The organism is Paenibacillus azoreducens (assembly GCF_021654775.1).
Classification (GTDB): Bacteria; Bacillota; Bacilli; order Paenibacillales; family Paenibacillaceae; genus Paenibacillus_AQ; species Paenibacillus_AQ azoreducens.
The window spans coordinates 1,396,997-1,411,027 of record NZ_AP025343.1 but is presented as its reverse complement, the minus strand read 5'-3'; the positions used below and the strand labels follow the sequence as shown (position 1 = coordinate 1,411,027).

10 protein-coding genes are annotated in these 14,031 nt (G+C 46.5%); 4 read left to right on the top strand and 6 right to left on the bottom strand.

What is annotated here, in order from left to right; translation table 11 throughout:
* The first annotated feature begins 96 nt into the window (after positions 1-96).
* The 3 genes from arcD to L6442_RS05835 all read left to right on the top strand — a co-directional run bounded on the left by arcD (position 97) and on the right by L6442_RS05835 (position 3,756).
* Complete coding sequence (gene arcD / locus L6442_RS05845; RefSeq protein ID WP_212981281.1) at positions 97-1,512, top strand: arginine-ornithine antiporter; 1,416 nt, start codon at positions 97-99, stop codon at positions 1,510-1,512.
* Between the two features lie 42 nt (positions 1,513-1,554).
* Positions 1,555-2,496 (top strand): carbamate kinase, encoded by a 942-nt coding sequence (arcC, locus tag L6442_RS05840; protein ID WP_212981280.1) that lies wholly within the window; start codon positions 1,555-1,557, stop codon positions 2,494-2,496.
* A gap of 570 nt (positions 2,497-3,066) precedes the next feature.
* On the top strand, positions 3,067-3,756 hold the full coding sequence (locus L6442_RS05835; protein ID WP_194231947.1) for a Crp/Fnr family transcriptional regulator: 690 nt from the start codon (positions 3,067-3,069) through the stop codon (positions 3,754-3,756).
* Between the two features lie 191 nt (positions 3,757-3,947).
* Here the strand turns inward: L6442_RS05835 and L6442_RS05830 are convergent, their stop codons facing one another.
* Complete coding sequence (locus L6442_RS05830; RefSeq protein WP_237100239.1) at positions 3,948-4,841, bottom strand: EamA family transporter; 894 nt, start codon at positions 4,839-4,841, stop codon at positions 3,948-3,950.
* A 160-nt stretch (positions 4,842-5,001) separates the two neighbouring features.
* Positions 5,002-5,370: a hypothetical protein gene (locus tag L6442_RS05825; protein ID WP_212981279.1), complete on the bottom strand. Its 369-nt coding sequence runs from the start codon at positions 5,368-5,370 to the stop codon at positions 5,002-5,004.
* 207 nt (positions 5,371-5,577) lie between these two features.
* Here L6442_RS05825 and L6442_RS05820 point away from each other — a divergent pair, with 207 nt between their 5' ends.
* On the top strand, positions 5,578-6,690 hold the full coding sequence (locus L6442_RS05820) for an IS4 family transposase (protein WP_237100017.1): 1,113 nt from the start codon (positions 5,578-5,580) through the stop codon (positions 6,688-6,690).
* Between the two features lie 1,120 nt (positions 6,691-7,810).
* On the opposite strand, the gene rbsK is transcribed toward L6442_RS05820, so the two are convergent.
* From rbsK to L6442_RS05800, 4 genes are all read right to left on the bottom strand, one after another.
* A complete protein-coding gene (rbsK, locus tag L6442_RS05815; protein WP_212981336.1) occupies positions 7,811-8,701 on the bottom strand; it encodes a ribokinase in 891 nt (296 codons plus the stop codon).
* A 151-nt stretch (positions 8,702-8,852) separates the two neighbouring features.
* The gene (locus L6442_RS05810) at positions 8,853-10,961 is read right to left on the bottom strand and encodes an ADP-ribosylglycohydrolase family protein (RefSeq protein ID WP_212981337.1); all 2,109 of its coding nucleotides are present in this window, start codon (positions 10,959-10,961) and stop codon (positions 8,853-8,855) included.
* Positions 10,962-11,276: 315 nt separating this feature from the next.
* On the bottom strand, positions 11,277-12,440 hold the full coding sequence (locus L6442_RS05805; protein WP_212981338.1) for an ADP-ribosylglycohydrolase family protein: 1,164 nt from the start codon (positions 12,438-12,440) through the stop codon (positions 11,277-11,279).
* Positions 12,441-12,534: 94 nt separating this feature from the next.
* Positions 12,535-13,989: an extracellular solute-binding protein gene (locus L6442_RS05800; RefSeq protein ID WP_237100361.1), complete on the bottom strand. Its 1,455-nt coding sequence runs from the start codon at positions 13,987-13,989 to the stop codon at positions 12,535-12,537.
* Positions 13,990-14,031: the final 42 nt, after the last annotated feature.

The window sequence follows — 14,031 nt, the reverse complement described above, 5'->3', positions numbered from 1 at the left end:
AGAAGGAATTCGTTTTCCTTCTTCCCCTCTCTCCTTAATACGTTCATTCACTATTATTGTTGTTTTTAATGCAATTTAGGAAGAGGTGAGTGTGTAATGGGTGAAGAAAAGAAATTAGGGCTGCTTACCTTAACGTCTCTTGTGGTAGGTTCGATGATAGGTGGCGGGGCATTTAACCTGGCAAGTGATATGGCAAAAGAAGCCGGCGCTGGAGCTATTATTATCGGGTGGATTATAACAGGCATCGGCATGATTGCACTTGGATTATCCTTTCAGAATTTAACTGAAAAAAGACCGGATCTAGATGGTGGTATTTTCAGTTATGCAAAAGCTGGATTCGGTAACTTTATGGGCTTTAACAGCGCGTGGGGATACTGGCTATCCGCTTGGCTCGGCAATGTGGCTTACGCGACTCTATTATTTAGTTCGCTAGGTTATTTTTTCCCCATTTTTGATGGAGGTCAAAACATAGCGTCTATTATTGGTGCGAGTATCATGCTCTGGTGTGTCCATATGCTAATCCTACGAGGTGTACAATCGGCAGCGCTTGTGAATCTTGTCACAACTATTGCGAAGCTGGTACCTGTGTTTGTCTTTATTATTGTAGGAATTTGTGCTTTTCATATCGATATATTCATAGACGGGTTCTGGGGGCAAGGCGGTTCCTTCTCTTGGGCAGACATCGGAAGTCAAGTTAAAAGTACAATGCTTGTCACTCTATGGGTATTTATTGGCGTTGAGGGAGCGGTTGTCTTATCCAGCCGTGCAAAAAATAGAAGCGATGTCGGGAAAGCAACCGTTATCGGATTAACCGGAACACTGATCATTTATATATTGATTTCGTTACTATCTCTTGGAATTATGCAGCAAGCAGATGTTGCTGACTTGAAAAATCCGGCTATGGCGTATTTATTTGAAAGTGTTGTTGGTAAATGGGGAGCTGCATTTATTAATTTAGGCTTAGTCATTTCTGTATTGGGCGCTTGGCTCGGATGGTCGTTGTTAGCATCTGAAATTCCTTATCTGGCTGCTAAAGATGGTGTATTTCCAAAGTGGTTCGCAAAAGAGAATAAGAACAAAGCTCCGAGCCATTCATTATGGATTACGAATTGTCTAATTCAGATTTTCCTATTAACCTTCATTATTTCCGATCAAGCATATCATTTTGCGTATTCTCTCGCATCCTCGGCAATTTTAATTCCTTATGCGTTTTCAGCGTTTTATCAATTCAAGCATAGCTTGCAATCTCAAGACAAAGACCGAACCAGAAATATGATCATCGGTATCATTGCAAGTATTTATGGTATTTGGTTGATTTTTGCTGCCGGATTAAACTACCTCTTGTTAACAATGACCTTATATGCGCCAGGAATCATCATCTACATTAATCTGCAAAAACAACATTCGATCAAAAAAATATTTACTCGGCCGGAACTGGTGTTATCTATTGCTATTGCTACCTTCGCATTATTCGCAATTTTCGGATTAATTACAGGGAGAATTACAATTTAAAGTTGGATGAGATGAAAAAAGAATCTATTGGAGGTTTGCCGTATGACACGAGGAAAAATCGTAATTGCGCTTGGCGGCAACGCGATACAAACCGGCGACGCCACTGCCAAGGCACAGCAAGAAGCATTGGAAAAAACAGCAGAGCAACTTGTTAAAATAATAGAAAAGAATATCGATATAGTCATTGTCCATGGAAATGGTCCGCAGGTAGGAAACATTCTTCTTCAGCAAAAAGTAGCAGAATCGGAAAAAACCCCCGCAATGCCACTAGATACCTGTGGCGCGATGAGTCAAGGAATGATCGGGTATTGGATAGAAAATGCGATCGAAAAAGCATTGAAAAAACACAATATAAATAAAGAAGTCGTAACCGTTGTTACACGTGTTGTCGTCGATGAAAAAGATGAAGCATTTAATAATCCCACCAAGCCAATAGGACCTTTTTATGCAGAGGACGAAGCGAGAAAATTAATGAATGAAACAAAGGCGGTATTCAAGGAAGATGCGGGAAGAGGATGGAGACGCGTTGTACCATCACCGATACCTGTGAGCATTCATGAACATAGGGTGATCAATTCCTTGGTAGAACAAGGCGATATCGTGATTGCTGTCGGAGGCGGTGGAATTCCGGTCATTCATTCCGAAGAAGGACTCATAGGAATTGAAGCGGTTATTGATAAGGACTTCGCTGCTCAAAAATTGGCTGAATTAGTGGGTGCCGATATACTTGTGATTTTAACTGCAGTTGATTTTGTGTATGTGAATTTTAATCAGCCCAATCAAAAGAAACTGGAGTTTGTAACCGCTGATGAATTAGAGGAATATATCAAAGAACAACAGTTTGCAGCAGGAAGCATGCTTCCAAAAATTGAAGCAGCCATTCATTTTGTTCGTGGAAATGGAGAGCGGAAAGCAATTATTACTTCTTTAGAGAGGGTGTATGAGGCATTAGAAGAAAAAGCAGGCACTATTATTTCTAGATAAGAGGAGTCTGTGCATGATTTTATAGGGTTGCTTTGTAATGAACATGGTCGAGTTTGGGTTGTATTTACTCCCTCACTCGGCCTGCTTGTTTATGGCTGTTTTATAGTTTATAAGAAAAACGTCTATCGCCGTACTCTCATAGAAGACAGACCGCGTTTAGCGGTAATTTTTCTTGCGATATAAGGATGCGAGATCTCCGAAGTTTATACTTTCTTATATCTTAAGAAAAACGTCTATCGACGTACTTTCTAGGAAGACAGACCGCATTTAGCGGTAATTTTTCTTGCGATATAAGGATGCGAGATCTCCGAAGTTTATACTTTCTTATATCTTAAGAAAAACGTCTATCGACGTACTTTCTAGGAAGACAGACCGCATTTAGCGGATGTTTTTCTTGCGATTATAGGATTTCTTAAGCTCCGCTTAAAATTTATAAATTCTATAATCTTAAAAAATCATTAATCACTAAATTATATATCTTAGTATATAAGAAAAAATACGGTAAAATATATCTTGTTTCCGCTTTCATTTATTTCTCATCAACCTACATGTAGAGAAGAGGGAGATCACATGAGTATACGAAACGTTGAAAAAGATTTAAAGCAGTTTGAATTATTTGCCCATTTATCAGACAAAAAATTAAAAGCCTTAACGGAATTTGTCTACTGGCGAACGTATAAGAAAGGTCAATTTTTATTTTTAGATGGGGATTCAAGGGAAAGAATTTACCTTATGCTAGATGGCTTTGTAAAGTTAGAGCGGGTAAATCAAAGTGGAAATTTATTATATGAGGACCATGTCAAACAATATTCCATCTTTCCTTATGGCGGCATGTTTACAGATAAAAGATATAGTTACTCGGCAGAAGCTCTGACCGATGTAGATGTGTATTATATCCCTACGGCGATATTTGAAGATATGCTGAAATCAAACCAGGGACAATTAATATATGTTGTTCAGGAATTATCTTCAATACTAAAGCTGCATGAGAATCGTGTGCAAAATATTACCATCCCCAACGCACAAGACCGGGTAACCCAGGCGCTAAATTATTTAATGCGGGATTTAGGTGAACGAAACGGTGAAGAGATCATCATTTCATGTCCGCTGACAACCATTGAAATTTCCAAAATATCCGGAACGTCCAGAGAAACGGTTAGCGGTGTGTTAAACCATTTAAAGAAAAATAATATTATTACAATTTCAGGAAAGAAAATCATCATACATGATCCTACTTATTTTGAAAAAATATCTATGTAAGGATTTTGCAAAATCCTGCTGTAAATAACGCTAGAATCAAATAGCCCTCCCCTTCAAAAACATTACGCCCCCCTTCCTCTAACCTTGCTTCTTCGTCCACTTATTTTCAGCCTCTTTATTATGCTGCCTTATTATCTAACGAAAGCCCGCCTAAATGTGGACTCGATTCTACGGGCGGGCTTTCATTAGACCTATAATAGCAGCGTCAGCGTTCCCGCCGTCAGCAGCAGCAATCCGAGCGCGGATTTAACGGACAGCTTTTCCTTGAAGAAAACAAATGCAAACAGCACCGTTAAAAGCACGCTCAGCTTATCGATCGGAACCACGACGCTGGCCGGCCCGTCCTGCAGCGCTTTGTAAAAGCATAACCAGGACAGCCCCGTCGCAAGCCCGGATAAAATGATAAACAGCCAGCTTTTCCGGTCGATGTCCTTGATCTCCCCTTGCCTCTTCTGGGCAAACACAATCAGCCAAGCCATGATGAGCACGACAATGGTACGGATGGCCGTCCCCAGATTGGACTCGACATTTTCAATGCCGATTTTGCCCAAGATTGACGTCAAAGCCGCAAACAGCGCCGACAAACAGGCGTAGATAAGCCAGCTTTTATTCCCGGGGGCCGCAGCCTGCTGCGCTTTATTTTTCTGGATCATCATATAGGTTCCGATGGCGATTAAAACCATCCCTGCAAGCATGATCCCCGACATCCGTTCACCAAGAAATAAAAAAGCCAAAATCATCGTCAGCACATTGCTTGATTTATCCACCGGCACAACCTTGTTGACGTCACCCAGCTGCAAAGCCCGGAAATAACAAATCCATGACGCCCCCGTAGTTAGTCCGGACAAAACGAGAAACAACAAGGTTACCCCGCCAAGATCTGTAATGGTATGCTGTGATCCAACGATAAAAACCATCAGCCATGAAAAAAACAACACGATCCACGTCCGCAGCGCGGTCGCCAAATTGGAGTCCACATCCCGGATACCGATTTTGGCAAGTATGGATGTGATTCCGGCAAACAAAGCTGAGCCAAAGGCATAGGCAATCCACATGGGCATAAATCCTCCCTTCATATGTATCATCAATGATCCTCTCAAAATAGGCGGATACTCATTGATCATACACCAACTTGATTGTCAATGATATTTTCTAAGACTGTTTAAGTTGAATCAAATGATTGGACGGATGAAGACTCTTACCTGTTCCATCCAATGACTATAAATCTGGGCGCCGTTCCCTTTCCTAAAGCTGATGCCTCAGTTTTTCATCAAAATAGGTTCGGCGGGCTTCTTCGGTATCAAACTGAAGCATAATTTCGGCCGCGTCGCTAAACGCCCGGCAGCGTTTTGAACTCCGGCTGGCGAAATACAGCAGACCAATGTAAATGATGATTTCAGACAGGCTCCATCTTATAAAAGAAAGCTCACTTGGTACCACCAAATTTGATGTCAAAAAAAAAGCCCCCATAAAGACGAGGGTCCCTATTTTGACGAGATATTCATTGACGAGCAGCCTATTTTCGCTTCGGAGTTGCCTGGCGATGATATCATCCGTAGTCATGTACAGGAAACTTTCGCATGCCTTGATATAATGCTTGTTATATACTTTCATCCTGCTCCCCTCCATCGATCCCCCTTAAAAACGTATAAGGGATTAACTCCATTTTACCAAATAAATCCCTACAATGGATTATTAACCCTATTTATTTCATTCATATTTTCTACGCCTGTTGATTATCAAAAAAATGGTAGAAAAAGACCGCTCATTTCTGTAAAGTGTTTGTACCCCTACAAACCCTACGGAAGGTGAGACGGTCTCATGAACCATCGTACAATGTTAGTCCCTATTCTTCAATCCCTTATTCCTAACGAGGAGCTTCAACCTTTGTTACAGCAAGCCAATTATGTTGATACAGCAAGGAAATTTACAGTTTACGAGCTCTTTATCTTTCTTGCTGAAGCGGCGCTTGGGCAGTGGGATGGCTATCGAGACGGAGAAAAGCGAATGGTCGCCTGTGGATTGCGTCCGGCGGATCACTCCACGATCTCCAAAAAAGCGAAAGAAGTTCCGTTCAGCGTCTTTAAGCAACTGCTTCATCTACTGATTCGCAAATGCAATCGCTCCACGCGCAGGCGTCTTCGGCTTCCAAAAGAGCCGCTGGCGGTGGATTCCACGACCATTTCTGCCGGTCACAATCGGCTGCCTTGGGCTCCATCGGTAAAAGGAGAGAAGAGTGGCATTAAGCTGCACGTGTCTTTGTTGACTGAGACCGGCGAACTCCATCGTGTTACGGAATCGACGGGAAAACAGCACGATTCGACCCTGTGCAGCGCGGTAACGGACTCCAATTTCATTCTGGTTGCGGATCGTGCATATGGAAAGCATAAACAGTTTGATGCGTACATGGAGCAGGAGCAACGGCAGTATTTTGTCATCCGGTTGAGAAACAATACGGTACTGCATGAGCCGGTTTATCGTGAACGAAAACGCCCTTACGAACATACGATTGAGCAAGATTTGACCTGTCAGCTCGGAACAAAAGCGTCTTTGACCCGATATCGATTTCGGGTCGTAAAGCTAAAGGATCCCCAAGGCAACCCGGTTGTCCTGGCGACCAACTTACACCGTCCCTCGGCGGAGAAAATAGCAGAAGTCTACCGACAACGCTGGCAAATCGAGGTGTTTTTTCGATGGATTAAACAGCATCTGAATGTGCCCAAACTTTTTGGGAAGACACCAAATGCCGTTTACGGACAATTATACACCGCATTAATCGTGTACGTGCTGCTTCAGTACGTGTATGAGCAGGGAAATAGCCAGGTTCACCCAAGTGCACGATTATCTTTTGCAGAGTTCGATCGACTGATCAGCTTAGCGGCCTTGCCTCCCGAATGGGTGGTTTATTTGGCTCACCATTTAGCATTGCCATAACCCAGATGCTGGTAAATCAACAGGCGTGATATTTTCTAAGGATTTTGTAATTCAAGAAGCGACTTTTAAGAATGAATTTGAATTTCATCATGTCACTGTTTAAATCACCCGCACTTATTCATTATGATATGGATTCATCACGCAATATGTAGACCAGAACTGCAAAACCCTAACAGACACAGCGGCCGCGATGCAGATTCGTACAGAGGACACGTTACAGACCCGCCCTAATGACGCGATACAAGGTCACCCAAAACTCTAACGGACATAGCAGCCGATATGCAGATTCGCACAAAGAACACGTTACAGATCCGCTCTAATGACGCAATGCAGGGTCACTCAAAACTCTAACGGACACTGCAGCCGATATGCAGATTCGCACAAAGAACACGTTACAGACCCGCCCTAATGACGCGATACAAGGTCACGCAAAACTCTAACGGACACTGTGGCCGCTATGCAGATTCGCACAAAGAACACGTTACAGACCCGCTCTAATGACGTGATACCAGGTCACGCAAAACTCTAACGGACACTGTGGCCGCTATGCAGATTCGCACAAAGAACACGTTACAGACCCGCTCTAATGACGCGATACCAGGGGCACGCAAAACTCTAACGGACATAGCAGCCGCTATGCAGATTCGCACAAAGAACACGTTACAGACCCGCTCTAATGACGCGATACCAGGGGCACGCAAAACTCTAACGGACACTGTGGCCGCTATTGAGGGCAATTTCGACCATTTTGATTTCTAACGGACACAGATGCTGCTATTTAATGAAAAATTCCCTTTTGGCGGTGTTTTGGGGCAATTAAGCGCTGTGGTGTCCGTTAGGATTTAAAAACGCCTGTTTTTAGCCGCTTAGCAGCCATGGTGTCCGTTAGCCGCCGTGGTGGCATCCGTTAGAGATAGTTTCGTGCTCAATTTATGTCGATCGAAACGATTTAGTTCGTCTATATATTGTTCCCGGGAGCGCCCTCGAATCGAATTAATTTCACAAAATTCTGAAATCAAAAAATAAGCCGCCTTCCCGAGGGTAGACGGCTTGAACTCCATAGGGATGGACTTGACGAATCCTCCCCTGTAGCTGTTCCCGTATATACTATTGCAGCTGCTTACGACAGCTCGCTAATCGCCGGAATCGAAGGCTGAGCCCCTGGACGCGTGACCGCAATGGATGCAGCTTGCTGGGCCAAATCCACTGCTTCGTCGATTCCTTTACCCGAACAGATCATGGCGGCCAGCGTGCCCGCAAACGTGTCGCCTGCAGCCGTTGTATCTACGGCAGTCACCTTGCGCCCTTCTTTATGGACATTGTGGGTACCGTTATAATACGCGACCCCTTTGTCCCCGAGCGTGATCAGCGGATAGCGGATGCCCTTCGCCCGCAGCAGATCCAGCGCGGTCAAAGCGTCAGCAACGTCATGAATCTCACACCCCGTGTAAAGCGCAACTTCATGCTCATTCGGTACAAAGTAATCCAATCCCTGCAGAATATCTTCGTCGATCGGCATGGCTGGAGCCGGATTCAGAAAAATCGGAACCTTGCCTTTCACCAGCCGAACGGTTTCATAAACGGATTCGAGCGGAATCTCCAGCTGCAGCAGCACCGCATCGGCCGCCAACAGCTCTGCCTCAAATTGCCGGATATACGCAGGCGTCACCTTCTTATTGGCCCCACCATCGAGAATGATCGCATTATCTCCTTCGCAAACGGTGATCACGGCAACGCCTGAGGTGGTGCCCTTTTCAACCGCTATAAAATCGGATTTCACGCCATAGCCGGTCAAACTTTCCACCAGCGACTTGCCAAACAGATCATCTCCGACTTTACCCAGCAGCCACGTATCCGCGCCCATTTTGGCGCATGCCACCGCCTGATTGGCTCCCTTGCCGCCGGAAGATAAAAAGAATTTCTCCCCGTGTATTGTTTCTCCCCTATTCGGAATACGGCTGGTTTCCATCACCATGTCCATATTCGCACTGCCTATCACAATAATTTTCATATATATCCTCGATTCAGATTTTTTGGATCAGGATTTTGCAAAATTCGATTCCAACCGCTCCCGGGTACAATATATAGACGAACTAAACCGTTTCGATCTATATATTGCTGATTGAAAGTTGCTCCTTGGATTTTTGCAAAATGCTCGGATGTTATGCTCGCTCTGTCAACCGAATATCGCGGAAATACGTTCTTGCTGCGCCCAATGTGCTGACGCCGTACATACCGTAAGCAAATGTGTCGTCTTCATGTTGGATCAATTCTTCGCCATCGATTGCGAGCGTAATGGTGGAACCCTGCACCGTTACCCTCACATCATACTCGCGATCCAGCTCCCAGGCAAACTTGCGGCCAGCCAGCTTTTTATAACCGAAATGGTTGATATACAAGGACACCTCGCCGTCTTCATCCAAACCGGCATGATAACCGCGCATCGCGCCCTGCGCCCGAACGGCGACCAAATGCGAGGAACCATACTGCGGATTAATTCGGACCGCTACCGAATAGTCTTTGGCAAAATAATTGCCTGTATAAGCCTCGGCCGGATCGGCTGTCATCAGGTACATCGCATCCTGCTCCAGCGACCATGCCCCGTGATTATGCGAAAATGGCGTGACGCATCCGAAATTGATCTGCTGTTTGGCAAAATCGATATGGTATTCCGATGGGCCGCTGATGCGGAACTCATCAATAAAAATGCGCCCCATGCTTTTGAACTTGGCCGGAGAATAGGCTTCGAGTACGATTCCGACTTCATCGATCAGTTCGCCTTCGGCATCCGGAATCGTAAACTCGACATGCAGCCATTCCTTGTCAATAAGCTTGATATATCCCTGAACCAGCTCCTTTTTGCTTGATGCAAGCCGGATATAAGGAGCGATGCCCATCGCTTCGTTTCCGGACCATTGATCCAGGTAAACCTGCATGGAGACCTTTTGCCCCGGATATGCTTTGGGTGCAAACGTCGGCGAATAACGTTCGTCATTAAATTCATCCCTTGTATAAAAGGGTTTGTAATACACTTTGGCATTCTGAGGACGCGCCATCCGGTCAAAAACGATTTCAAGCGAGGCTTTGCCCTGATAGGCCATCTCTTCGGAATGCTTCGCCCGGCAGAGATACGGATCCGAAACCCGGATGTTATGCGTTGAGCCCGGCAGTTCAAAATCAAAGTAGATCTCGTCTTCCTTATAACTGTCCGCCAACCACTGCGGGCATGGCTCCTTCGCCATGCGGTAACCGAGAATGGAAAGCTCTTTGGCGTATGTCGGGATATCGAGAATGTTCAAATAACCGGAAATGCCCGACATGACGATCGAATCATTAATCGGCTGGCGGTAATGATCCGCAATTCCATCCACGCCGCACGCTACGCCCAAAACCGTTCCTACGTTCCCGGCATTGCAGTCCGTATCCCAGCTGCACATCGTCGCAATTTCAACGGTCCGGTTGAAATCGCCTTGCCCATAAATCATGGCAAGCACGCAAACGCCTGCGTTCGGGATGATATGGCATACGCCCGTATATTTGTCATAACCCCAATCGCGCTCCAGCATTTCCCGGCAGGCGCGGAAATCATCCGGATGTTCTTTATGGAAATCCAGCACGGCATGCGCCACTTTCGAATACGTGGATTCCGCCGGAATTTGCGCAAGTCCTGCCGCGATAATCTCTTCGATATTGCTTGTTTCAAATGCTTTGGATATCGCCGCGCAGAAAAACCGCGCCCCCAGCACACCTTCCCCGTCATGGGAAACCCGGGCTGCGGCTTCGCCCAAATCGGCCGCTTTTTTCGGATTTCCAGGGGTAATCAGTCCCCATGTGTCGATAAATATCTGGCCTCCGATCTGCTCTGCCACGATTAATCCGTTTTGCCGAATGGAACCGGACTGCGGCGCGGGAATGCCGCGCTTCAAATTAACGTATACGGTATGTTCCGTACTTACGCCGTATCCGCCCCACCAGAACATCCCGACGCCTTCCCGGGAATAGTTAAGCCAGGCACGCGCCACATCATTTGGCGTGATGTCCCGGTCTTTCGCATCGTCATACAACGCTCTCAGAAAATAATACGGTCCATTGGCGTCATCATCCGCCGCAAAATTTTTGAACGGTTTGACGTAGTCCTTAATGTCGCCGTACGTTTGATATATTCTTTCATACGTCCAGTGAGTCGGTTCCACCGGAGCCCCCAGGCGGATGCCCACATTCATACCCAAATAACCGGCGTACACTTTTTCTACATAATTAGAAGGAATCATCGCTGTATGCACCACCTATAAAATGTTGTTCAAAAAGTCCGCTTTTGATAAGAAAACCTGATCGAAGCCTAGGCAAGGACGAGCGACCGCGGTTCAAGGGTAGGTTTTCTTGCGATATAGAATTTCATCAGCGTAGCTGATAACTTATAAATTCTATATCTAACACGAAGTAAATCAGGAAGTGAACTCGGCATCGAATCTTGAATTCAGCCGGGCCTTCCGGTGCTCACGTACCCACTACGTACGCTCCGCTCCTTTCGTCCCTAGCTTCATCCAATCTTCTCGGTGCTGAAAACCGGTCTTTTTGAACTCGCATTACAATTGAATAATGTTCATATATTCCCTGCGTGCTTCCTGTTCTTTCAGATCCTTGCGGATCATAGAGGCAGCCGTTTCCACAAAAATGCCGCATTGCTTGCCGATCTCCTGCTTGTTGATTTCTTCGATAGCCCGGATTTCATCGGCCGGTATCGCCTGCACGCCATGCATGGCGCCCAGGATCGCCCCGATCATGACCCCGATGGAATCGGTATCCCTTCCCGAACTGACGCCGTCCTTAACCGCCTCCGTCAAATCGCCTTCATGCAATACGATGTAGGCTAGCGCCAACGGCAGCTCTTCAATCGCAAACAGCCGGCTTGGCGTGTAGTGGTTCGAAGGGATGCCGACCTTGTCGATGCTGCGGTTGACGTCATCTCCCATTGGAGAATATCTTTTAATCATTTCATGAAAATATCGCACGACCGCATCGCGGTCTTGTTTCATGGGACGAAGGACTTTGGCGGCCGTACACAAATCGGTGATCGCTTCTTTCGTGCCATCCTTCGCATATGCCAGCGCCGTCTCTACGATCTCATCTACCGTAACTCCCGGCTCAAACGCTTTGGCCACGCAGCAAGCCATGACCCCTGCCGCTTCCAGCCCATAGCTGACCTGATGCCCGGATGCGAATAAAATCGCTTCGTCATAAGCCGCTTTCGGATTGCAGGCATTGACGATGCCCACCGGCGCGATATACATCGCAGCCCCGCAGTTGACCATATTGCCGTATCCGCCTTCGCGCGGTTCGCAGTTCGCCAGCACATGCCGGGTAAATATATGTTTTTCGGGATAAAACAGCCTGTCCATAATGAGGGCTTCCCTGCCGAACTCCGGAATATAACGCGGCCGGAAGGCAATTTCCTTCACGAATTCGTTGGCCAGATCATATGCGTCCAAATGGCGCCTTTCCGTATCGTATACCTTCATGAGCGCCAGCGTCATGAGCGTATCGTCGGTTACGATGCCGAACCCTCTCATACGCCCGAGTCTCGTTGTTTCCGGAAGCTCCGACTTCCACCAGCTCAGCTGCGTGGTTTCCACTCTCCCATATTTCTCTTGAATGTCCTTGTATGTCAGTTTTTCAACAACCGCACCCATCGCATCGCCATATGCGGTTCCGAAAACGACGCCTTTGACCCGGTCTGCAAAAGAAATCACCTGACTTTCACTCCTTTATGCGAAAAATGCGGAAATTGGGCGGGGCTCTATAAGGCTCTTTGCCAGCCTAAGCCCCGCGCCTGAGCGTTCTATTTTACTTGATGACTTCATTCGCTTTGGCGGTCAAATCACTGCCCCCTGCAGCGTTCCAGTCCTGAACGAATTGGTCGAACTTGTCGATGGACGTTTTGCCTGTCACTACATTCGCCGCAAATTCTTTGTATACGGACATGGCCGCATCATATTTGGCCTGCATATCATCCGGAATAATAAATGCGTTGTCCTTAGTCGATTTGGACGCTACCAGGTCCAGCGATTTCGTGGCCGCTTCCGACAGGAATGGCGTCGACGGGTCGAATTCATGGTCCGGCTTGAAGTTGACGTTGTTGGCTACGAAACGCGCATACCACTCGGCGTATTTATCCGTAAATTTGATTTTGTCGTTTTCAATGTTGTAATGCTCGCCTTCAATCCCCAGCTTCTCCAGCATTTGTCCTTTCGGGCTGGCCAGAAATTCCAAGACCGCAAAAGCCATGTCCTTGTTTTTGGACACGCTGGAAATCGCAATGCCGCGACTCTCTTTGCTGACGTCGATCGGCAGATAACCTTCACCCACGCCTTTAGCCGGCGGCAGCGGCATCACGGTAGCGTCTTTTCCGTTCTGCGAAACCGATTTGCTGTTATACATGTCGATAACTTTGCCCTGCGTTCCGGCGATCACGGCCGCTTGTCCGTCATAAAATGCTTTTTCCTTCGTATCCCATTTCTTAGTCAGGAATTCCGGATCAAGCAGCCCTTCTTTATACAGCTTCGCGTAAAATTCCAACTTATCTTTTTCGAATTTCGTCGTTCTGCCAAATACGTATTTGCCGTCATCCCCCTTAAGCCAGGTTGAGGTGAGGCCAAATGCTTGGGCGAATACGGCATCCAGCTCGTCCAGATCCCCAGGTACCGTGTAAGCGAATTTAGCGCCGTTTTTCTCTTTCGCTTCTTTGAAGAAATTGTAGTAGTTATCAATGCTCGGATTTTCCAAAAGCGTTTTGCCGGATGATGTTTTATCGAAAAAGTCCTGGCGCACGACCGGTACTTTGGTTGTCGTCGGCGACAACCATACCAGGTACGGATAATTTTTGGTGCGCTCCTGATTGTAAGGGTCCATCGCCGCCTTCACATAAGTCGATTTTTCAATGTACGGCGTCAGATCCTCCAGAATCTTCTGGGTGATCGCAAACTGGTAATCGCCGCCCTGGAAGTAGATCAAATCCGGAATCGTGCCGCTTTGCAGCAGGAGTCCCAGTTTCTCGGAGTACGTACCGCTTTGCACGGGAACGAATTCAAGCTTTACGTTTTTACCTTCCGCCTTCATTCCCTCTTCAACGGCTTTGATCCATGGATCGTCCGCAGTCATGTCTTTGTAAACTATGCTGATTGTAACCGGTTCCCCACTTCCCGAATCAGAACTTCCCGGTGTTTCCTGCGCAGTTTCTTTTCCCCCGGAACCGCAAGCCGTCGTAAGAATCATAAGTGCCGCCATAACCATGACCAACATTTTTTTCACGACTTCAACCTCCCTTTTTTGATTGACCTATCT

Coding starts and splice junctions, on each gene's coding strand:
- arcD (WP_212981281.1), top strand. CDS start 97: ATGGGTGAAGAAAAGAAATTAGGGCTGCTTACCTTAACGTCTCTTGTG.
- arcC (WP_212981280.1), top strand. CDS start 1,555: ATGACACGAGGAAAAATCGTAATTGCGCTTGGCGGCAACGCGATACAA.
- L6442_RS05835 (WP_194231947.1), top strand. CDS start 3,067: ATGAGTATACGAAACGTTGAAAAAGATTTAAAGCAGTTTGAATTATTT.
- L6442_RS05830 (WP_237100239.1), bottom strand. CDS start 4,841: ATGATACATATGAAGGGAGGATTTATGCCCATGTGGATTGCCTATGCC.
- L6442_RS05825 (WP_212981279.1), bottom strand. CDS start 5,370: ATGAAAGTATATAACAAGCATTATATCAAGGCATGCGAAAGTTTCCTG.
- L6442_RS05820 (WP_237100017.1), top strand. CDS start 5,578: ATGAACCATCGTACAATGTTAGTCCCTATTCTTCAATCCCTTATTCCT.
- rbsK (WP_212981336.1), bottom strand. CDS start 8,701: ATGAAAATTATTGTGATAGGCAGTGCGAATATGGACATGGTGATGGAA.
- L6442_RS05810 (WP_212981337.1), bottom strand. CDS start 10,961: ATGATTCCTTCTAATTATGTAGAAAAAGTGTACGCCGGTTATTTGGGT.
- L6442_RS05800 (WP_237100361.1), bottom strand. CDS start 13,989: ATGTTGGTCATGGTTATGGCGGCACTTATGATTCTTACGACGGCTTGC.